This window comes from Nocardiopsis akebiae (assembly GCF_018316795.1).
In the GTDB taxonomy this organism is placed as follows: Bacteria; Actinomycetota; Actinomycetes; order Streptosporangiales; family Streptosporangiaceae; genus Nocardiopsis; species Nocardiopsis dassonvillei.
The window spans coordinates 234,607-254,568 of record NZ_CP074132.1 but is presented as its reverse complement, the minus strand read 5'-3'; the positions used below and the strand labels follow the sequence as shown (position 1 = coordinate 254,568).

Here is a 19,962-nt window from a genome sequence, read left to right as displayed (position 1 = left end):
CCACGGACCCGCCAGCGCCCCCACCAGCACGTACGCGGTGCGCCGAAACGTCGGCGCATCCGGCCCCGTCCCGGACGGGCGTCGGGACCGCGGACGAGCGCGGCGCCCGCCGGACCGGGTCCGACGGGCGCGGTGCCACGGGTGGGAGAGCGGCTCAGTCCCTCGCGGGAAGCGCGCCGTCCCCGTCGCCGTACCAGGGCCACCACTGCGTGGTGCGCCCGGACGGGATCATCCGGTCCAGCCGGATGGTCACCCTCAGTGCGAAACCGCCCGCGACCATCCCCGCCATCAGATCCGTGAACCAGTGGAAGTGCAGGTAGATCGAGACGATGGACTGGAGCAGGGCGATGGCGACGATGCAGTACGCCAGGCGCCGGATGACGTGCGGCCGGGCCGCCCCGAACCGGATGATCAGGAAGAGCACCAGGCCGTAGATGAGGATCGCGTTCGCCCCGTGGCCGGACGGGAAGGCCACGTTGCCCGGGCCCATGAAGAAGTCGGGGTTGAACTCCTTGGCGTGCCCGCGGTTGATGGCCAGCTTCATCACCGACACCAGGGACATCATCCCCACCACGCCGACCGCGCCCAGCACGATCGGACGCCAGCTGCGATGCCAGTAGGCCAGTTGGAGCGCGGTGACGCCCAGGACCGGCAGCGCGACCGCACGGGAGGCGACGGTGTCCGGCCACAGGATCATGGGCTCGCGGAGCGTGTCCCAGTAGGGCCGGGGCAGCTCGTTCAGGAAGTTGTCGACCGGGTGCAGCGGCCCAGCTGCCAGCATCGTCATGACGAGCAGCGCCACGGCGAGCATGATGGCGACGCGGTCCGACGCGATTCCCCACGCGATCTCGCTCACACTGGGCCATCGGACCGGGCGCACGACGGGCCGCCCGGGGTCGTACACGGTGGTACGCACCATGGGGATCGGCCCGCTGTAGGGTCCCGGGAGCGGTGCCGCCCGCTCTTGCCTGTCGTGTGGCTCGGTCAACTGCCTCGCCCGTGGATGTCGTCGTGTCCTCGAAGAGTGCGTCATGTGCTCAGTGCTGTCTCACACGTCGTGGGCTTGCCTGTGGCACTTGTGAAGCGTGGGGGACGGGCTAGCCGTGGTTACTGGAACTGATCTGACGTCCTCAGCGCCGACTCGGAGTGGACATGACGGAGAGTTCACTACTCTCCGCCCACTCCGTTCGACGGCCGGTCCTTCGGGCTGGTTCACTACGTCGTGACCGGCCTCTGGGCAGGATCGGCGTCCGAGGAACAAGGGGTGTCGACCGTGGCGTCTACGGTGCGCCGTGTGCTCGGCCCGGACCAGTCGGCGCGGACCGCTTGAGCGCGGATGAAGGCGGCGCAGGTCAGGGCGCCTCATCGGATTCCTCGTCGTTACGTGCGTCACGCTCCGTACAGCTTCGTGTGAATATTGCCGACAGATGAGCCTACCCGGACAGTTCCCCCCGTCGGTGGTGTGGTGGCCCACGTGCGTACCCGCCACCTCGGACTTTGCCCGACCCCCCGACACTGGACGCTGGCGGTTCACCGCCATGCGACCTGTTCGTGAGCCTTCCGTTAGCGGTTCGAGGCCTGCTGTCCGGTTGACCCGCGGGTGTGTGGCACTCTTCAGAGAGCTTGTACGACGCTGAGCGAGCCGGTCCGCGCACGGGCCGTGTGCTGGACGTGGAACGGAAGGGACCTGGATGGTCGACCTGCCCCAGCTGCCGGATGATCCCTCGAAGCTGGCCCGTGAGCCGCTCAGGGAGCAGATCCGGCAGGTACTGGTCGAGGGTTTGCTGTCCGGTCGCTGGCAGCCCGGCGAGCGGATCGTGGAACGCCGCGTCGCCACGGAGCTGAGGGTGAGCCAGGCCCCGGTGCGCGAGGCGCTGCGCGAACTGGAGACCCTGCGCCTGATCGAGACCGTCCCCAACAAGGGCGCCCGGGTGCGGGCCTTCGGCGTCCAGGACATGGCGGAGATCTACCCCGTGCGCGCCGGACTGGAGCTGGTCGCGGCGCAGTTGGCCGCGCCCCGGCTGGCCGACGACCCCTCCCCCCTGGAGCGGGAGGTGGAGGCGCTCCAGCGGGCGACCGCCCAGGGCGACGTGTCCGAGCAGATCCGGCACAGCGTGGAGTTCCACCGCGAGGTCGTGCGCGCGGCCCGCAACAGCGTGCTGCTGCACACCTGGGAGTCCCTGGGAGTGGAGGTGTGGACGGCGCTGTCGGTGCGCTGGCTGAACATGGAGCTGCACGCCAAGGCCGCCGACCACGCCCAGATCACGCGCGCCTTCGTCGAGGGCGACCCCGCGGTCGGACAGATGCTCAGCGACCACGTGCTCAACTACGTGGAGGCCGCGCTGAAGTCCCACGAGAGCGCCCGCTGACCCCCGGTCCCGGAGCAGCCCGGCACCCGCGTTCCACGGGAGCGCGGTGACCTGCCCCGTCTCACCGAAACCGGACCTTCTGGCATAGAGTTGTATTGATCGATCATCGATCAGACCGTAGAGTGTGCGCGACACACATCACACACGAGCGGACCCCTCCCGGGCAAGCGGAGTCGTTCATCCGGCCGGTGGACGAACCCGTACGACCGGAAACCGCCGCGCCGGACCACGGACGCATACGCGGGTGCAGACCGGGAAGCAATGCGGCAGGGGTCCTGCGGACAACTGCACACGAGACCCCACCAGCGCTTCGTGTCCGGGAGAGGACGAGCCACCCTCCCCCGGGACGCGCCCCGCAACAGCCACAGAGCGCCGCCACCGCATGAGCCGGGTGGCTGCGCACGCCACGGTCGCACCCGACAGCGCGGCCACGGCGGGCCTGGTACCCCGGTCCACAGACCCGGGGCCCCAGGCCTTCTCGTACGTAGAAAGGCACACCATGGCTGACACGGCCAAGCCGAAGGGCCGCACCGCCAGGTCCTCAGGGACCCGGCGGCGTACCACCCGCAAGGACACCTCCCCCGGCCTCGCCGACGAGAAGCCCGACACCCTCCTCGACTACTACCGCCAGATGGTGTTCATCCGGCGGTTCGAGGAGCGCACGGCCCAGGCCTACACCCAGGCCAGGATCGGCGGCTACTGTCACCTCAACCTCGGCGAGGAGGCCACGGTCGTCGGCCTGATGACCGCCCTCCAGGAGCGCGACTACCTGTTCACGAACTACCGTGACCACGGGTACGCGATCGGCAAGGGCATGGACCCCAAGCGGGTCATGGCCGAGCTCTACGGGCGCGCCGACGGCGTTTCCAAGGGCTGGGGCGGCTCGATGCACATGTACGACACCGAGACCCGCATGCTCGGCGGCTACGGCATCGTCGGCGGGCAACTGCCGCTGGCCGCCGGCGCCGCGCTGGCCGTCTCCTACCGGGGCGGCGACGAGGTCGTCATGTGCCAGATGGGCGACGGCACCACCAACATCGGCGCCTGGCACGAGACGCTCAACATCGCCAAGCTGTGGAACCTGCCGATCGTCTTCGTGGTGATCAACAACTTCACCGGCATGGGCACCACGGTCGAGATGTCCTCCGCCGAGCCCGACCTGTACAAGCGCGGCGCCGCCTTCCGCATCGAGGGCGAGCGCGTGGACGGCCGCGACGTGCTGGCGGTCCGCGACACCGCTTCCAGGCTCATCGAGCGCGCCCGCGAGGAGCAGACCCCGTTCCTGCTGGAGGCGTGGAGCTACCGGATGAAGGGCCACTCCGTGGTCGACCCGGCCAAGTACCGCACCGACGAGCAGAAGGACGAGGCGCGGTCGGAGGAGAACGACCCGATCGCCCTGTTCGAGGCCAGGCTCGCCGAGCAGGGCGTCCTCACCGACGAGCTGCGCGAGGAGATCGCCGCCTCCGTCAAGGCCGAGGTCGCCGAGGCCGCGGACTTCGCCGAGAACAGCCCGCACCCGGAGGTCTCCACCCTCTTCGACTACACCTACGCCACCCCGGTGCCCAACGAGTCCACCCGCATGCCCGCCGACCCGGTGTTCGCGGAGTAGGGAAGGAACCCACATGTCTGTGATCACTTACCGCCAGGCTCTGCGGGACACCCTTCGCGCCGAGATGGTCCGCGACGAGAACGTCCTCGTCATGGGCGAGGAGATCGGCGTCTTCGAGGGCTCCTACAAGATCACCGAGGGCCTGCTCAAGGAGTTCGGCCCGCGCAGGGTCAAGGACACCCCGATCGCCGAGGAGGGCTTCGTCGGCGCGGCCGTCGGCGCGGCCATGCTGGGCCTGCGCCCGGTCGTCGAGCTGATGACGATCAACTTCTCGCTGATCGCCATCGACCAGATCATCAACCACGCCGCCAAGATCTACGGCATGTTCGGCGGACAGACGAGCGTGCCCATGGTCATCCGCACGCCCGGCGGCGGCGGCCAGCAGCTCGGCGCCACGCACTCGCAGAACATCGAGCTGTTCTACTCGTTCATCCCCGGCCTGAAGGTGCTCGCTCCCAGCACCCCGGCCGAGGCCTCGCAGATGCTGCGCGCGGCGATCCGCGACGACGACCCGGTCCTGTTCCTGGAGAACCTGGGCCTGTACAACTCCAAGGGCGAGGTCCCCGACGACTACGCCGAGCCGGAGAACGACGACGTCGCCACGATCGGCCGCGCCAAGGTCACCCGCGAGGGCAGCGACGTCACCCTCATCGGCTACTCCCGGATGGCCATGGTCGCGAACCAGGTCGCCGAGAAGCTGGCCGAGGAGGACATCGACGTCGAGGTCGTCGACCTGCGCAGCCTGCGGCCGCTGGACCGCCAGACCTTCGTGGACTCGGTCAAGAAGACCGGCTCCGCGGTGATCTGCGAGGACGACTGGCTGACCTACGGGATCGGCGCGGAGATCGCCGCCTCGATCCAGGAGGGCGCCTTCGACTACCTCGACGCCCCGGTCCGCCGGGTGGCGATGGCGGAGGTCCCCATGCCCTACGCCAAGCCGCTGGAGACGGCGGCCCTGCCGTCGGTCGAGTCGATCAGCACCGCCATCAAGGAGACCCTGAGCGCCGTCGGCAAACGGGTCGGGTAGAGGGAGTTTCAAGCATGAGCGAGATCCAGATGCCGCGCCTCTCCGACACCATGGAGGAAGGCGTCATCAGCACGTGGGTCAAGAACGTGGGCGACAAGGTCGCCTCCGGTGACGTCCTGGTCGAGATCGAGACCGACAAGGCCGTCATGGAGTACGAGGCCTACGAGGACGGCTACCTGGTCAAGCAGTCCGTCTCCGAGGGTGAGACGGTGCCGATCGGCGCGGTCATCGGCGTGATCGCCGACTCCCCGGACGCGGTGCCCGAGGACTCCGGCGACGGCGGCTCGGAGCCCGAGCCCGCCGCGGAGGAGCAGGGCGAGAAGGCGGAGGAGATCCAGGAGGCCGCCGAGGGCACGGAGAAGGAGGCTGAGGAGTCCGGGGAATCCGCTCCGGCCTCCGCCGACGAGGCCGCGCGCCCGCGCACCTCCCCGCTGGCCCGGCGCCTGGCCAAGGAGTACGGCTTGGACATCAACAAGATCCAGGGGTCGGGCCCCAAGGGCCGGATCGTGCGCGCCGACATCGAGGCAGCCCGGGAGAAGGGTTCGGCCGCCGAGGAGACGCCGCACGCCGTGGAGGCAAAGGAGGAGGCCAAGCCCTCCGCCGAGCGGGCCGCGTCCGCCCCGGCCTTCGACGACGGCCGCGCCTCCGAGGAGCTCAAGGTCAGCAACGTGCGCAAGGTGATCGCGCGCCGCCTGACCGAGAGCAAGCAGACGGTGCCGCACTTCTACCTTCGCCGCACGATCGACGCCGAGGCGCTCAAGGCCTTCCGCGCGCAGATCAACGAGCAGCTGTCCAGCACGGGCGTGAAGGTCAGCTTCAACGACCTGATCGTCAAGGCCAGCGCGACGGCGCTGAAGCTGCACCCGGCGGTGAACACCTCGTGGGTGGACGACAAGCTGCTCCAGCACCACCGGGTCAACGTGGGTGTGGCCGTGGCCGTGGACGCCGGGCTCGTGGTGCCGGTGCTGCACGACACGGACAAGGCGACGCTGTCGGAGATCTCCACGCGCACGCGCGAGCTGGCGGGCAAGGCCCGTGACGGCAAGCTCAAGCCGCAGGAGATGAGCGGCGGCACGTTCAGCGTGTCCAACCTGGGCATGTTCGGCGTGGACAGCTTCTCCGCGGTGATCAACCCGCCGGAGGCGGCCATCCTCGCGGTCGGCGCGATGCGCCAGGAGCCGGTGGTCGTGGACGGCGAGGTCGCCGTGCGCAACCGGATCTCCCTGGAGCTGTCGGTGGACCACCGCGCGGTGGACGGCGCCGTGGGCGCCGCGTTCCTCAAGGACCTCGCGGAGATCCTTGAGGAGCCGATGCGGATCATCCTGTAGCGTCCGGCGCTCGGTACACGCGACGCCCCGGCCGGGAACGGCCGGGGCGTCCGTCGTTCCCCGGACCGTCGCGCCCGGACTGGCGCGGCGGGTTCCGTCCACAGCCTGTGGACGAGTGGACGCGGGGACGAGCGGACACGAGGACATGCCGACGAGTCGACACGGCGACGAGTCGGCAGAGCGGCTCGGCACCGCTCCGGCACCGGCGCGGCGGCCACCGTCGTCCACAACCTGTGGACAGCCGGGCGAGCGGACGGAGGAACACGTCACCGGGGCGGCACGGCGGCGGCCTGAACGGTTCCGGCCGCCCGCGTCCACACAGTGATCCGGCCGCCTCCGGACCGGGCAGGAAGGCACGGCAAAGCCCCGGGCGCATGAGACAGAGGCGGCACCGGGGCGTTCCCCGCAAAGATAGCCTCTCCGCATGCCTGGTGTCGATGATGACGTTGACCTCGTGTGGAGTCGGCTCTCCGAGCCCCGGATGGCCCCCTACCTCGACATGACCGGGGGCGACAGACACGCCGCCCTCGCGGTGTACGAGTGGAGCGGCCGCATGGCCGCGGCGGCGTTCGAGGACGTCGGCCACCTGGAGGTCCTGCTGCGCAACACCCTGGACCGCTGCCTGCGCGACCACTACCGGGAGGACGCCAGCGGCATCCCCTGGTTCCTCACGCCCGTACCCGGCGGCGAGTACGTCGGCGAGGCCGTGGGCTTCGTACGCCAGCGCCTGCGCGGGAACACCACGCGCTTCCCCGCTCCGCGCGAGACACGCGACCAGATCGTGGCGGGCCTGACCTTCGGGTTCTGGTCCGGCCTCGTGGGCGCGAGGTACGAGCAGCTGTGGCGCGAATGCCTGCACCGGGCCTTCCCGCACTCCTCGGGACAGCGCAAGGAGGTCTCCGTCGCCCTGGACGGGGTGCACAAGTTCAGGAACCGCCTGGCCCACCACGACTCCATGCTCAACGTCGACATCCCCTTCGAGATCCGGCGGATCTTCGAGGCGGCCGAGTACATCGACCCCCGGGTGGCCGCCTGGCTCAGGCGGCGCAGCCGGGCGATGCGGGTGTACCGGCAGCGCCCCGTCGACACCGAGGACACCGTGGTCGTGGCCGCCGACGACGCCTGGCCGCTCTACCGGGAGTGCCACGCCTACGTCTGCCGGGCGGGCCGCTTCTTCCGGGACGTGGAACGGATCGCCTTCCACTCCGACGGGGAGGTCAAGGCCGCGGTGCCCGCGATCGTCCACCGGCGCGACCAGGTCGAGTGGTCCCCCGGAGCCGTCGCACGGCTCCTGGCCTCGCCGGATTCCGACGACCGCAGGATCGCCGAGGTCATCCAGGCCTCCCGGGCCCGGGGCTGGCGCGAGGGCCGCTATCAGGTCTTCCTCCTCACCCGCGACGGGGACCCCCGCCACCGCGAGCTTTCGGCCGACCTGCCCGACGAGCGGGCCGGAGACGGAGCCGCCCTCACCCCGGACCAGCGCTACACGTCACTGCACTCGCTTCAGACAGCGGAGACGACGGCGGACCTGTGACCGCGTTTGCCCGCGCCGTTGTCCACAGCCTGTGGACGACGACCCGCCTCGCCCCGGCTGGTGTACGGTCGGCCGCATGCCCAACGTGCTGCACATGACCGAACTCGAACGCTGGACCTCCGGCAGCGGCGACATCGAGGCCGACTCGCTGCGCACACAGGGGTTCGTGCACGCCTCGCCGGACGAGCCCACGCTGCTGGCGGTGGCCAACGCCTTCTACACCAGCGCCGCCGGACAGTTGGTCGCCCTCGTCGTGGACACCGACGCGGTCGGCTGCGAGGTGCGCTGGGAGGCCGCCGAACCCGCCCCGCCGCCGGGCGTCGGAGAAGACACCCTCTTCCCGCACGTCTACGGTCCCGTCCCCCGCGGGGCCGTGACGGGCGTGCGCTACCTGCGCCGCGATCCCTCGGGCCGCTACACGGGCGCCGAGGAGCGCACCGCCACGGCCGAGGCGCTGGACCTGCTGCCGCACCCCGAGGGCGGCTGGTACCGGCAGACCTGGCACAGCGGCGTCACCGTGCACGCGGAGAGCTACCCGGGGCCGCGGTCCACCGCCACCGGCATCCACTTCCTGCTCGGCCCCGGGGAGGAGTCGCGCTGGCACCGGGTGCGCTCCGACGAGGTGTGGGTGTTCAACCGGGGCGGGCCCCTGGTACTGGAGTACGGCGGCACGGGAGGAGCACCGGAGCCCGACGGGCAGGTGACCCTGGGCTCGGGGATCGAGCGGGGGGAACGCCTCCAGGCGGTGGTCCCCGCCGGCACCTGGCAGGCCGCACGCCCGCTGGGCGGCGAGGAGGCACTGGTCAGCTGCTTCGTCTCCCCCGGTTTCGACTTCGCCGACTTCGAGGCGCTCTGACCTCACCCGACCCTCTGGCGGACGCGGTCGGCGAGGTCACCGTCCCGCGCGATGCGGGCCAGCCCGGCCGCCAGGTTCGCGACCTCGTCACCCTCCACGAGCCTGGCGAGCTTGCCGCCGTCCTCCGGCAGGCCGACCTTCTTGGCCCCGCCCAGTACGTACTTGTCGGTGTAGGGCCGCAGCCAGGGCCACACCGCCTGCACCTCCCGGCAGAACATCACGGCGCCCGTCGGACCGATGCCGGAGAACTCCCGGACCATCGACTCCACCCGGCTCGCCCGGTGCTCGGAGCGCTCCCCGAGTCTGCGCAGGTCGCCCTGGTACTCCTCGCGCACCCGGTCGACGCACTCGCCCAGCCGGGTGGCGGTGCTCTCGTCGTAGCGCACGTAGTGCCCGCGCCCCAGCGCGTCCACGCGGTCCTGCCAGCTGAGCGAGGCCATGCCGTCGGGGGTCGTGCCGCCCGCCTCGTTCAGCTCACGGGCGGCGGCGATCGCGATCCGCGCCGAGACGCGCGCGGACAGCAGGTTCACCAGCACCAGCAACTGCCACAGCGCCGAGGGTCTGTCCGCCATCCGGATCCCGGCCTCGGCGGCGAGGGTCGTCCCCGCCTCGTCCACCACGGCGCGGGCGACGTCGGCGTTCCTGGCCATCTCCCGGTCCCCTTCCAGGTGTGGTCGGATGCGTCCTGGTACAGGGCTGATACCCGGCCGGAGGACGCTGACGCGCTTGTCCACAGGCTGTGTACGGCCCCGCCCTTCCGGCACCGGACGCGGGAGAGCCCCGGATCCGGGTCCCGTCCCGGTTCCGGGGCTCTCCTCCCCGCCGCGGCGCCAGGCGCCGGGCTCAGGCGTGGCTCAGTCCGTTGCGGTGGGGCGGCACGTCGCTGTGCTGGCCGACGCTGGCCGGGATCGTGTGGCGCGCCCTCCCCTTGTCGATGCCGAGGAAGCGGTTGAGGTGGCCCTTGCGGCCCACCACGAACCAGGCGATCGCCCCGAACAGCGGGAACCAGAGGATGAAGATGACCCACAGCAGCTTGCCGCCCGCGGAGGTGTCGCGGTCGACCAGCGCCGAGATGACCGCGGCGAGGAGCAGGACCAGCAGTGCCAGGCCCACGAGCGCCAGGGCCACTCCGAAGATCCCGCTCATCCAGGTGACGGCCGTGTCCGCGCGGTCCGCGAGGTTCGTGATCATGGTCTCCCCCAACAAGGCACACTCCCTATTGTTACGCAGAGTAACCTTTTGAGCGGAGGATTCCGTGGTGCTTCCGGTTTTCGGGCGTTTCCACTACGCAAGGACCGGATTCCGTTTCCGTGGTGACTTTCCGAACGCACGTCACTACTTTCAGGTAAGTCCACCTGTCAGGCCCTCTCGCTGCTTTACTGGGAACCATGGGCGAGCTTCGGCGATCTGGCAGGTTCACTCCCCTTCTCTCCCCCGGGTCCCCCACCGGAGACGGTGGCGGCCCCGGCACCGTCGACCACGGCGTCCCCGTCCCCCTGGCCAAGCGCAGAGACCAACGGGTGACGGGAGGCCGCACGGCCGAGGCCCGGTGACCGTGGGCAGGCAACCCAGGTACCTCTGGCTGGCGGAACAGCTGCGCGGGCCGATACTGAGCGGCGAACTGCCGCCCGGCACGCGTCTGCCCTCCCGGACCCGGCTGGCGCGCTCCTACCGGGTCAGCGAGCAGATCTCCCGCACCGCGCTCCGGCTACTGGTCACCGAGGGCCTGGTCGAGTCCAGGCCCGGCTCCGGGTACTACGTACGCACCGTCCCCGAACTCTTCCGGATCTGCCGGACCGACTCCTCCTCAGGCTCCGGCCTGGGGCGGCTCAGCCGTGAGTCGATCGGCACCGAGCAGGAGCAGTGCGCGCCGCCGCTGAGCCTGCGGCTGCGGCTGCGCGAGGGGGAACCGGTGTACCGCACCACCTCGCGCGGACTGTCCTCGGAACTGCCGATCACGCTGCACCGGTCCTGGGAGCCCGCGTCCCTGACCGCGGGCACCCTGCGCACCCCCTTCGACAGCTCGCCCGGCAGCGGGCTGCTCGAACGGCTCAGTGCGGCGGGCCACCCGGTCGACCGCGTGGTGGAGGAGGTGGGCGTCCGCGCGCTGCGCGACTCCGAGGCCTCCCTGCTCGGGTCGGCGCCGGGGATACCCGTGCTGGTGGTGGAGCGCACCCACTTCAGCGGCAACCGGCCGGTGGAGACCTCCGACCTGATCGGCTCCTCCGAGCAGTGTCGACTCCTCTACAAACTGACACTGGCCCGGCCCCGCCGCGTCGGCGACCCGCGGCGGTACTGAACCGGCCCGGACACGAGTGAGGGCGGCGGCCCCTCCCCTTCAGGAGGGGGCCGCCGCCCTCACCGTTCACCGGTCGTCGCTCCGGTTCGGACACCACCGGACGTCTGCTCCACCCAACCGTTCCCCGTCACACGGAGTGACCGGTTGGAGTCGCCCGGCGGTGTGCGCGGTCAGGCCCGGGTGAACTCCCCGGCCACGACCTCGGCGATCTGCGCCGTGTTGAGCGCGGCGCCCTTGCGCAGGTTGTCGCCGCACAGGAACAGGTCCAGCGACTTCGGGTCGTCCAGCGACTGGCGGATGCGGCCGACCCAGGTCGGGTCGGTGCCCACGACGTCGGCCGGGGTCGGGAACTCGCCGTTGGCCGGGTCGTCCTGGACCCGGACGCCCTCCGCGGAGCCGAGCAGCTCGCGGGCGGCGTCGGCGGGCACCTCCTCGGCGAAGGACGCGTGCACGACCAGCGAGTGGGTGGTGATCACGGGGACGCGGACACAGGTGGCCGAGACGCGCAGGTCGGGCAGGCCCAGGATCTTGCGGGACTCGTTGCGGACCTTGAGCTCCTCCGAGGACCAGCCGCCGTCCTTGAGCGAACCCGCCCACGGAACGACGTTGTAGGCCAGCGGCGCCGGGAACGGGCCCAGCTCGCCGACTGCGGCGCGCACGTCGCCCGCCGCGTCGCCCAGGCTGCGGTCGGCACCGGCCTTGGCCATCTGGTCGCGCAGGGTGTCGATGCCCTCCTGGCCGGCGCCGGAGGCGGCCTGGTAGGAGGAGACCACCAGGTCGGTGACGCCGTAGGCGCGGTGCAGGGCACCGATGGCCACGATCATCGACAGGGTGGTGCAGTTGGGGTTGCTGATGATGCCGCGCGGGCGGTTGCGAACCTGGTCCGCGTTGACCTCGGGCACCACGAGCGGGACGTCGGGGTCCATGCGGAACGCGCCGGAGTTGTCGACGGCGACCGCGCCGCGGGCGGCGGCGACCGGCGCCCACTCCTTGGACACCTCGTCGGGGACGTCGAACATGGCGACGTCGACGCCGTCGAAGACCTCGGGGGCCAGGGCCTGGACCACGACGTCCTCGCCGCGCACGCGCAGGACCTTGCCCGCGCTGCGCGGGGAGGCGACGAGGCGGATCTCGCCCCAGACGTTCTCGCGCTGGGTCAGGATGTCCAGCATCACGGTGCCGACGGCGCCGGTGGCGCCGACGACGGCGAGGGTGGGAAGACGGTTGCTCATCGGCCGGTACCTCCGTAGACGACAGCCTCGACTTGGTCGGCGTCGAGCTGGAACTCGCTGTGGGCGGCGCGGACCGCCGCGTCGATCTGGTCCTCCTCGACGATCACCGAGATGCGGATCTCCGAGGTGGAGATCATCTCCACGTTGGTGCTCGAACCGGCGATCGCGTCGAAGAAGCGGGCGGTGACGCCCGGGTAGGAGCGCATGCCCGCGCCGATCAGCGACACCTTGCCGATCTTGTCGTCGTAGCGCAGGGACTCGAACCCGACCTTGTCCTGCACCTTCTTGAGCGCGGCGACGGCCTCCTTGCCGAAGTCCTTGGGGACCGTGAAGGAGATGTCGGTGCGCGAGGTGGAGACCGCCGACACGTTCTGGACGATCATGTCGATGTTGATCTCGGCGTCGGCCAGGGCCCGGAAGATCGTCGCGGCCTCACCGATCTTGTCGGGCACGCCGACGACGGTGATCTTGGCTTCGCTCCGGTCGTGAGAGACACCGGAGATGATCGGCTGTTCCATGCCTTCGCTTTCCTCGACTTCCGGGACGACCCAGGTCCCTGGCTTCTGGCTGAAAGATGAACGGACGTGAAGGGGGATGTTGTACTGACGCGCGTACTCGACACAGCGCAGGTGCAGGATCTTGGTCCCGGACGCCGCCATCTCCAGCATCTCCTCGTAGGAGATCTGGGGGATGCGCTGGGCGCTCGGCACGATGCGCGGGTCGGCGGTGAACACACCGTCGACGTCGCTGTAGATCTCGCAGGCGTCGGCCTCCAGGGCGGCGGCCAGCGCGACGGCGGTGGTGTCGGAGCCGCCCCGGCCCAGGGACGTGATGTCCTTGGTGTCCTGGGAGACGCCCTGGAACCCGGCGACGATGCAGATCGCGCCCTCGCCCACGGCCTCCTGGATCCGGCCCGGGGTCACGTCGATGATCTTGGCGTTGCCGTGCAGCGACGTGGTGATCACACCGGCCTGGGAACCGGTGAAGGACCTGGCTTCGAACCCCAGGTTCTCGATGGCCATCGCCACGAGTGCCATGGACATGCGCTCGCCCGCGGTGACCAGCATGTCCAGTTCGCGGGCCGGCGGCATCGGGCTGACCTGCTCGGCCAGGTCCAGGAGTTCGTCGGTGGTGTCGCCCATGGCCGAGACCACGACGACGACGTCATATCCCGCCTTTTTCTGAGCGACGATCCGCTGGGCTACTCGCTTGATGGCTTCCGCGTCTGCCACGGAAGACCCACCGTACTTCTGCACGATTAGGGCCACGATCGATGCTCCTGAGGAGTTGGGATCCAGACAATGAAATGGAGTGTAGTCACAGACGTCCTCGTCCACCCCATCTGACCTGCGAAGGGAGGGCGTGGCGTCTTGACACACCGGCGATGGGGCTTACCCGGTCAGGCGGAGGTTACTCGTGTTTCGCGCGGATGAACGGCGAATGTGAGCTAGAACTCCAGAGCGCGACGCGCTAGAACTCCAGGCTGCGGCGGCCCTCGAAGGCACGGCCGAGGGTGACCTCGTCGGCGTACTCCAGGTCGCCGCCCACGGGCAGGCCGCTGGCCAGACGGGTCACCTTCAACCCCATGGGTTTGACCAGCCGCGCCAGATAGGTCGCGGTGGCCTCCCCTTCCAGGTTGGGATCCGTGGCCAGGATCAGCTCCGTCACCTGGCCGTCGGCCAGGCGGGTCATGAGTTCCTTGATGCGCAGGTCGTCGGGGCCCACACCCTCGATGGGGCTGATGGCGCCGCCCAGGACGTGGTAGCGGCCCCGGAACTCGCGGGTGCGCTCGATGGCGACGACGTCCTTGGACTCCTCGACCACGCAGATGACGGCGGGATCGCGGCGGACGTCACGGCAGATGCGGCACTGGTCCTCTTCGGCGACGTTGCCGCAGACCGAGCAGAAGCGCACCTTCTCCTTGACCTCGACGAGCGCGCTGACGAGGCGTTTGACGTCGGCGTGCTCGGCGGACAGGAGGTGGAAGGCGATGCGCTGCGCGCTTTTCGGACCGACGCCGGGCAGCCGCCCGAGCTCGTCGATCAGATTCTGCACCGCGCCTTCGTACATCGCCTACCCATCAGTGACGGACCGGGTCTGCCGGGGCGGTCCGCGGCCCCGTTCCCCCACCGTATCCGGCGCGGAGGACTCGCGCGTACGCCGGGACCCGTCCGCCCGCTCCCGGTGCCGTTGCCGCCACCGGGACCGCCTCCGGGGACCGGCCTGTGAAGCGGTGCCGGGACCGGTCCGAGGACCGGCCCCGGGAAGTCCGTGCGGCTTTCGCGGACCGGGCTAGAAGCCGGGCAGACCGGGCATGCCGCCGGGCATCCCGCCGCCGCCCAGGCCCTCGGCGAGCGGGCCCATCTTCTCCTGCTGGAGCCGCTCCACCTGCGCCTCTGCGTCGCGGATGGCCGCCAGGACCAGGTCCGCGACGGTCTGGGCGCTCTCGGCGGGGTCGGCCGGGTCGATCGCCTCGGGGGCGACGGTCACGTCCTCGACCTGTCCGCGCCCGCTCAGCTTGACCTTCACCAGGCCACCGCCGGAGGTGCCCTCGACCTCGGCGTCCTCCAGCGCCTGCTGGGCCTCCACGAGCTGCTGCTGCATCTGCTGGGCCTGCTGGAGCAGGGCCTGCATGTCCATTCCGCCAGGGTTCACGGCCGTCTCCTCGCCGCACTCTTCGTGCTTGGTCTCGCTGTCATGTCGCTGTTGCTGTGAGCGTAACCGGTCATCAGCGAACATGCGGGCGGGCCGGTGGGCCGCGGGAGGGAAGGGGAGGAGACGGGCGGGCCGCCCCTCGGGGGAAGCGGTGCCCCGCCGGTAGGACGACTCTCCCGAAAGGGCACCTACCAGGAGTGAGAACCAAGAGTGGCGCTAACATCACTCTCGGTTGAAAAGGTGTTCTGCGGGGCACAAGAGTTCCGGTAGTGCCCTCGGGCGCCACCGGCAGCGCTGAGAGCCACGGGGGAGTGAGGACGTGTTGACCGCCAGAGAGCGCCACTCGGCGCTGGTCGAGGCGATGGTCGCGGACGGCACGCTGACCGACGCCGCCCTCACCGACACGTTCCGGTCGGTGCCCAGACACCGGTTCGTCCCCGAGACCGGCGCGCTGACCGCGCACGGGACCGCCCTCAACGCCAACAGCAACCCCGAGCGGTGGCTGGCGGCCGTGTACGCCGACAACGCCATCGTGACCCAGGTCGACGGCCCGGACCCGTCCGCGTACCGGGAGGCTCCCGACCCCCGGGCCCCCGGATTCCGGGCGCCCGGCGAAGAGGAGCCGGAGCCCCGGGAACAGCGCGCCCACGACGCCGGGGAGTCCGGGGCCGGGCGGCGGGGGCCGAGCGGCCCGGACCCCCGGGAGCGGGCGGAGGCGGCGACCTCGTCCGTCTCGGCGCCCCGGGTCCTGGCCCGCATGCTGGAGCTGTCCGACCTCGCCAACGGGCAGAGGGTCCTGGAGGTGGGCACCGGGACCGGCTGGAACACCGCCCTGCTGGCGCACCGGCTCGGCGACAGCGCCGTCACGTCCGTGGAGACCGACCCGCGCCTGGCCGGGGTCGCCCGCGAGGCCCTGCGCGCGGAGGGCTACTCCCCCGCCGTCCACGTGGCCGACGGCTACGAGGGGTACCCGCCCGACGCGCCCTACGACCGGATCACCTCGACCTGCGGCGTGCGCCGCGTGCCGCCCGCGTGGGTGGAGCAGCTGCGCCCCGACGGCCTGGTGGTGTGCCCGTGGGGACTGCTGGAGGGTGCCGGGGTGATCGCGCGCGTGGAGTGCCCCGGTGACGGCTCGGCGCGGGCGAGCTTCCACGGCGGTGTGGGGTTCGTACCGCTGAGGACCCCCGACGCCCAGCCCCGCCCGGTACGGGACTCGGGGCAGCAGCCAGACGAGTACCGGCTCACGCAGACCGACCCCGTGGCGCCGCTGATGTCCTTCCAGTCGGCGTTCGCGCTGTCGGTGATGGTGCCGGGCTGGCGGGTGCGGCGGCGGTGGATCGGCACCGGGTCGGGCGTGTGGGTGTTCGACCGGAGCGGCTCCTCGTGGGTGCGCGTGTACCCCTACGGCACCTCGTGGATGATCGAGCAGGGCGGCCCGAGGAGCATCTGGGACGAGTTCGAGGAGGCCCTGGAGCTGTGGGCCCGGCTGGGCGCGCCCGACCCGGACCGGTTCGGGCTGTCAGTGGGCGCCGACGGCACGCACCGGGTGTGGCTGGACTCACCGGACGGACGGGGCTGGACGGTGTGACCGCGCGGGGTGCGCGGACGCCGACGGCCCCCTCGGAGGGGGCCGTCGCCGCGCGCTCACGCCTGTCCCCGGGCGCCTTCGGTCTCCTCGTGCTCCGCGTTCGCGTCCTTGCCCTGCTTCTCGCGGAGCTTGCGCAGCAGCTCCTGCTTGCGCTCCACGGCGTCGTCGCTGGGGCCGCCCCGGCCGCCGCCCTTGCCCCCGCGAAGCGCGGAGCGCGAGACGGTGTTGCGCTGTCCGCCCATACCCAGAAGGTTGTCGCTGTTCCTGCCCACGCGGACCTCCTTTCCCTCCAGACGAGGCGAGACGCCTCGGCGAGTCGATCCGACCTCCGCAGGATATCGGCACCAAGACGATACGTCTCGTCATTTTTCAGCGGTTAACGTGGCAGGTATGGCAGAGAACACCGCGCAGGAAGAGCCCAGGGTCCGCCGCGGTCCCGATCCCCGCCGCCGCAGCGAACGCGCGCGGCGCGCCATCGTCGACGCCGCCGCCGAGCTGATGGGCGAGGTCGGTTACGCCGGGCTCACGATGGAGGCGATCGCCGCCAGGGCCAGGGTCGGCAAGCAGACCATCTACCGCTGGTGGCCGTCCAAGGCGGCCGTCGTCCTGGACGTGTTCACCGCGCTGACCGGCGGGGTCGCCGGTGAACCCCTGCCCGACACCGGCGACCTGGCCGAGGACATGCGGACGGTGCTCCGCGCCACGGCGGACGAGTTCCGCATCCCGGAGATGGACCGGACCACGCGCGCGTTCACCGCCGAGATCCAGCACGACCCGGTCTTCGCCGAGATCGTCCAGGAACGCCTGATGGGCCCGAACGCGCGGGTTTTCGAGGACCGGCTGCGCTCCGCAGTGGCGGCGGGCGAGGTGGACCCGGAGATCGACCTGCGGCTGGCCACGGAGCTGTTCCTCGGGCCGTTCCACCAACGCTGGCTGCTGCGCACCGGGCCGCTCACGCACGAGTACGTGGACGAGCTCGTGGACGTGGTGCTGCGCGCGCTGCGCCCCCGCGAATAGTCGCGAGGGCGCCCTTCAGCGGCGAACCCGGAGGCCGGAGGGGCGTCGCTGGGCCCGTTCTTTGCACCGGTCTCGGCTTGCGGGGGGGTCGGTTCGTGCGCCCACGGGGTTCCGGAGGGGCCGGAGGCGGGTTCCCGTGGGGGAACCGCGCCGTAGGCGTCGGTTGAGGTGGTGGCGGGCGACGGGTGGAACGAAGCGGAGCGGAGGGTCCAAAAGAACACAGCCTAGAGGGACGGGTCCGGGGCCTCGTGCTCGATCTCGTCGATGACCCGGCCGCCGAGCTCGGACTCGATCAGCCCGGCGCCCGACGTCCCCGAGGCGCTGGAAGCCCCGGAGGCATCCGCGCCGCCGACGGCGCCCGCGGAGGCGGCTCCGGTGGGCGGCGCCGCGGTCTCGGGCCGCGGCGCAGCGGGACGGGGAGCCTGCTCGACCGGGGGCGAGGAGTCGCCGTACTCGGGCGGCGGCGCGGCGGCCGCGTCCTCGTAGGGGTCGGGCGGCGGTTCCTGGAGTCCGGTGACGACGCGGTCCGGCGGCGGACCGGTCGGCGCGGGGGCCGGGGCCGGAGCGGGTTCCGGGGCCTGTCCGGGGTTCGGACCGGAGGCCGCCTGCGGCGCTGGTTCGGGCGCCGCGGGCCGCCCGGCCTCGGGAGCGGGCGCGTCCCATCCGGCGGGTTCGGTCCGGCGCGCGGGCTCGGGCCTGCGCGCGGGGGCGGCGGAGGCCGCGGCGGCGCTGCCCGCGGCGGCGACGCGCACCTCCATGCCCAGGACCTGCTGGATCGCGGCGGCAACCACCTGGTCGCTGCCGCTGTTGCTGAAGCCCTTGGCCTCGTTGGGCCGGGAGAAGCCGAGCAGGACGGCGTTGCCCTCCACGCCCACCGGACGGACGTCGCTGCCGCTCAGCACCATCCAGGTGAACCGGCGGCGGCCCTTGACCGCCTCCAGGATCTGCGGCCAGGCGCCCTGCACGCGCCCCAGGTCCAGGGGACCGCCGGACGCCGCCGGCGTCTGGCTCCGCGCGGGGGCGGCCGGCTCGGCCGGGGCGTCCCAGCCCGCGGGCTCGGAGCGCTGCTGTGCCGGGGCCGGGGTGGCGGGGGCCTCCGGAGGGGCCGGAGCGACCGACGGGGCGGGAGCCGCGGCGGCGCGCACGGGCTCGGAGGGCACAACCGGGGAGGCCGGTGCGACCGGTGCGGGCGCGGGGGCGGGGGCGGGCTGGACCGGAGCGGCTGAGGGGGCGACGGCACCGGAGGCGATCCGGCGTTCCATCTGCTCCAGGCGGGCCAGCAGGGCCACGCCCTGGTCGCCGTCGGCGGCCGGGAGCAGCACCCGCGAGCACATGAGTTCCAGCAGCAGACGGGGCGCGGTGGCGCCGCGCATCTCGGTCAGGCCCTGGTTGAGGATGTCGGCCGCGCGGCTCAGCTCGGCCGGGCCCAGACGCGCGGCCTGGTCCTTCATCCGCTCGGTCGCCTCCGGGTCGACGTTGACCAGGCCTTTGTCCAGGGCGTCGGGCACGGCGGCCAGGACGACCAGGTCGCGGAAGCGCTCCAGCAGGTCCGTGGTGAACCGGCGCGGGTCGAGCCCGCCCTCCACCACGCGGTCGATCAGGCCGAACACGGCGGCGCCGTCGCGGGCGCCGAGCGCGTCGACCATCTCGCCGAGCAGGCTGGAGTCGGTGTAGCCCAGCAGGGAGACTGCGCCCTCACGGGTGATACCGCCCTCGTCCGAACCGGCGATGAGCTGGTCCAGCACCGAGAGCGTGTCGCGCGCCGAACCCGCGCCCGCGCGTACGACCAGCGGCAGCGCGGCCGGGTCGTAGGAGACGCCCTCCTCCTTGAGGAGGTCCTCCATGAGCTCCTTGAGGGTGCTCGGCGGGATCAGGCGGAACGGGTAGTGGTGGGTCCGCGAGCGGATCGTGCCGATGACCTTCTCGGGCTCGGTGGTCGCGAACACGAACTTCAGGTGCGGCGGGGGCTCCTCGACCAGCTTGAGGAGGGCGTTGAAGCCCTCCCGGGTCACCATGTGCGCCTCGTCGATGATGTAGATCTTGTAGCGCGAGTTGACCGGGGAGAAGAAGGCGCGTTCGCGCAGGTCGCGGGCGTCGTCCACACCGCCGTGGGAGGCGGCGTCGATCTCGATGACGTCGATGCTGCCGCCGCCGTCGGGGGCCAGTGCCACGCAGGAGTCGCAGGTGCCGCAGGGGTCGGGGGTGGGGCCCTCGGCGCAGTTGAGGGAGCGGGCCAGGATGCGGGCGCTGGTGGTCTTGCCGCAGCCGCGCGGGCCGCTGAACAGGTAGGCGTGGTTGATCCGTCCGCTGCGCAGCGCCTGGCGCAGCGGGTCCGTCACGTGTTCCTGGCCACGCACCTCGCCGAACGTCGCGGGCCGGTACTTGCGGTACAGCGCGATGCTCACGGTGTGATTCCTCCCCTGGTCCCTGCCACGTGTCCATTCAACC

General features: G+C 71.4%; 18 protein-coding genes. 9 read left to right on the top strand and 9 right to left on the bottom strand.

Features of this window, described 5'->3' with window-relative positions; genetic code table 11:
* Nucleotides 1-154 precede the first annotated feature (154 nt).
* On the bottom strand, nt 155-919 hold the full coding sequence (locus KGD83_RS01140) for a phosphatase PAP2 family protein (protein WP_212642111.1): 765 nt from the start codon (nt 917-919) through the stop codon (nt 155-157).
* A gap of 772 nt (nt 920-1,691) precedes the next feature.
* On the opposite strand from KGD83_RS01140, the gene KGD83_RS01135 reads away from it, so the two are divergent.
* The 6 genes from KGD83_RS01135 (at nt 1,692) to KGD83_RS01110 (ending at nt 8,723) form a co-directional block, all read left to right on the top strand.
* Complete coding sequence (locus tag KGD83_RS01135) at nt 1,692-2,369, top strand: GntR family transcriptional regulator (protein ID WP_212642110.1); 678 nt, start codon at nt 1,692-1,694, stop codon at nt 2,367-2,369.
* A gap of 499 nt (nt 2,370-2,868) precedes the next feature.
* The gene (gene pdhA / locus KGD83_RS01130) at nt 2,869-3,978 is read left to right on the top strand and encodes a pyruvate dehydrogenase (acetyl-transferring) E1 component subunit alpha (RefSeq protein ID WP_212642109.1); all 1,110 of its coding nucleotides are present in this window, start codon (nt 2,869-2,871) and stop codon (nt 3,976-3,978) included.
* A 13-nt stretch (nt 3,979-3,991) separates the two neighbouring features.
* Nucleotides 3,992-5,005: an alpha-ketoacid dehydrogenase subunit beta gene (locus KGD83_RS01125; RefSeq protein WP_212642108.1), complete on the top strand. Its 1,014-nt coding sequence runs from the start codon at nt 3,992-3,994 to the stop codon at nt 5,003-5,005.
* A 14-nt stretch (nt 5,006-5,019) separates the two neighbouring features.
* A complete protein-coding gene (locus KGD83_RS01120; protein ID WP_212642107.1) occupies nt 5,020-6,333 on the top strand; it encodes a dihydrolipoamide acetyltransferase family protein in 1,314 nt (437 codons plus the stop codon).
* Nucleotides 6,334-6,757: 424 nt separating this feature from the next.
* Nucleotides 6,758-7,867 (top strand): hypothetical protein, encoded by a 1,110-nt coding sequence (locus KGD83_RS01115; protein WP_249352069.1) that lies wholly within the window; start codon nt 6,758-6,760, stop codon nt 7,865-7,867.
* A 76-nt stretch (nt 7,868-7,943) separates the two neighbouring features.
* The gene (locus KGD83_RS01110) at nt 7,944-8,723 is read left to right on the top strand and encodes a cupin domain-containing protein (RefSeq protein ID WP_212642106.1); all 780 of its coding nucleotides are present in this window, start codon (nt 7,944-7,946) and stop codon (nt 8,721-8,723) included.
* A gap of 2 nt (nt 8,724-8,725) precedes the next feature.
* On the opposite strand, the gene KGD83_RS01105 is transcribed toward KGD83_RS01110, so the two are convergent.
* Entirely contained in the window at nt 8,726-9,373 is a 648-nt protein-coding gene (locus tag KGD83_RS01105) for an endonuclease (protein ID WP_212642105.1), read from the bottom strand.
* A 193-nt stretch (nt 9,374-9,566) separates the two neighbouring features.
* Nucleotides 9,567-9,914, bottom strand: coding sequence for a PLD nuclease N-terminal domain-containing protein (locus KGD83_RS01100; protein WP_212642104.1), 348 nt, complete (start codon nt 9,912-9,914; stop codon nt 9,567-9,569).
* Nucleotides 9,915-10,278: 364 nt separating this feature from the next.
* Between KGD83_RS01100 and KGD83_RS01095 the strand changes: the two genes are divergently transcribed.
* Complete coding sequence (locus KGD83_RS01095; RefSeq protein WP_013155802.1) at nt 10,279-11,022, top strand: GntR family transcriptional regulator; 744 nt, start codon at nt 10,279-10,281, stop codon at nt 11,020-11,022.
* Nucleotides 11,023-11,192: 170 nt separating this feature from the next.
* On the opposite strand, the gene KGD83_RS01090 is transcribed toward KGD83_RS01095, so the two are convergent.
* The 4 genes from KGD83_RS01090 to KGD83_RS01075 all read right to left on the bottom strand — a co-directional run bounded on the left by KGD83_RS01090 (nt 11,193) and on the right by KGD83_RS01075 (nt 14,894).
* Entirely contained in the window at nt 11,193-12,254 is a 1,062-nt protein-coding gene (locus KGD83_RS01090) for an aspartate-semialdehyde dehydrogenase (protein ID WP_212642103.1), read from the bottom strand.
* Nucleotides 12,251-13,522, bottom strand: a complete 1,272-nt coding sequence (locus KGD83_RS01085) for an aspartate kinase (protein WP_212642102.1) — start codon at nt 13,520-13,522, stop codon at nt 12,251-12,253. Before KGD83_RS01085 ends, KGD83_RS01090 begins: the two co-directional genes overlap by 4 nt.
* A gap of 202 nt (nt 13,523-13,724) precedes the next feature.
* Nucleotides 13,725-14,324 (bottom strand): recombination mediator RecR, encoded by a 600-nt coding sequence (gene recR / locus KGD83_RS01080; RefSeq protein WP_212642101.1) that lies wholly within the window; start codon nt 14,322-14,324, stop codon nt 13,725-13,727.
* A 222-nt stretch (nt 14,325-14,546) separates the two neighbouring features.
* On the bottom strand, nt 14,547-14,894 hold the full coding sequence (locus KGD83_RS01075; RefSeq protein WP_017562872.1) for a YbaB/EbfC family nucleoid-associated protein: 348 nt from the start codon (nt 14,892-14,894) through the stop codon (nt 14,547-14,549).
* 337 nt (nt 14,895-15,231) lie between these two features.
* Between KGD83_RS01075 and KGD83_RS01070 the strand changes: the two genes are divergently transcribed.
* Nucleotides 15,232-16,497, top strand: coding sequence for a methyltransferase domain-containing protein (locus KGD83_RS01070; RefSeq protein WP_212644220.1), 1,266 nt, complete (start codon nt 15,232-15,234; stop codon nt 16,495-16,497).
* Nucleotides 16,498-16,553: 56 nt separating this feature from the next.
* Here the strand turns inward: KGD83_RS01070 and KGD83_RS01065 are convergent, their stop codons facing one another.
* Nucleotides 16,554-16,769 (bottom strand): DUF6243 family protein, encoded by a 216-nt coding sequence (locus KGD83_RS01065; RefSeq protein WP_212642100.1) that lies wholly within the window; start codon nt 16,767-16,769, stop codon nt 16,554-16,556.
* A gap of 118 nt (nt 16,770-16,887) precedes the next feature.
* Between KGD83_RS01065 and KGD83_RS01060 the strand changes: the two genes are divergently transcribed.
* Nucleotides 16,888-17,514 carry a TetR/AcrR family transcriptional regulator gene (locus KGD83_RS01060; protein ID WP_212642099.1) on the top strand — a complete coding sequence of 209 codons (627 nt, stop codon included), beginning with the start codon at nt 16,888-16,890 and terminating at the stop codon, nt 17,512-17,514.
* A 224-nt stretch (nt 17,515-17,738) separates the two neighbouring features.
* On the opposite strand, the gene KGD83_RS01055 is transcribed toward KGD83_RS01060, so the two are convergent.
* The gene (locus tag KGD83_RS01055) at nt 17,739-19,919 is read right to left on the bottom strand and encodes a DNA polymerase III subunit gamma and tau (protein ID WP_212642098.1); all 2,181 of its coding nucleotides are present in this window, start codon (nt 19,917-19,919) and stop codon (nt 17,739-17,741) included.
* Nucleotides 19,920-19,962: the final 43 nt, after the last annotated feature.

Bases quoted from the DNA above. Each gene is read 5' to 3' on its own strand.
- KGD83_RS01140 (WP_212642111.1), bottom strand. From the start codon at position 919: ATGGTGCGTACCACCGTGTACGACCCCGGGCGGCCCGTCGTGCGCCCG.
- KGD83_RS01135 (WP_212642110.1), top strand. From the start codon at position 1,692: ATGGTCGACCTGCCCCAGCTGCCGGATGATCCCTCGAAGCTGGCCCGT.
- pdhA (WP_212642109.1), top strand. From the start codon at position 2,869: ATGGCTGACACGGCCAAGCCGAAGGGCCGCACCGCCAGGTCCTCAGGG.
- KGD83_RS01125 (WP_212642108.1), top strand. From the start codon at position 3,992: ATGTCTGTGATCACTTACCGCCAGGCTCTGCGGGACACCCTTCGCGCC.
- KGD83_RS01120 (WP_212642107.1), top strand. From the start codon at position 5,020: ATGAGCGAGATCCAGATGCCGCGCCTCTCCGACACCATGGAGGAAGGC.
- KGD83_RS01115 (WP_249352069.1), top strand. From the start codon at position 6,758: ATGCCTGGTGTCGATGATGACGTTGACCTCGTGTGGAGTCGGCTCTCC.
- KGD83_RS01110 (WP_212642106.1), top strand. From the start codon at position 7,944: ATGCCCAACGTGCTGCACATGACCGAACTCGAACGCTGGACCTCCGGC.
- KGD83_RS01105 (WP_212642105.1), bottom strand. From the start codon at position 9,373: ATGGCCAGGAACGCCGACGTCGCCCGCGCCGTGGTGGACGAGGCGGGG.
- KGD83_RS01100 (WP_212642104.1), bottom strand. From the start codon at position 9,914: ATGATCACGAACCTCGCGGACCGCGCGGACACGGCCGTCACCTGGATG.
- KGD83_RS01090 (WP_212642103.1), bottom strand. From the start codon at position 12,254: ATGAGCAACCGTCTTCCCACCCTCGCCGTCGTCGGCGCCACCGGCGCC.
- recR (WP_212642101.1), bottom strand. From the start codon at position 14,324: ATGTACGAAGGCGCGGTGCAGAATCTGATCGACGAGCTCGGGCGGCTG.
- KGD83_RS01075 (WP_017562872.1), bottom strand. From the start codon at position 14,894: ATGGACATGCAGGCCCTGCTCCAGCAGGCCCAGCAGATGCAGCAGCAG.
- KGD83_RS01060 (WP_212642099.1), top strand. From the start codon at position 16,888: ATGGCAGAGAACACCGCGCAGGAAGAGCCCAGGGTCCGCCGCGGTCCC.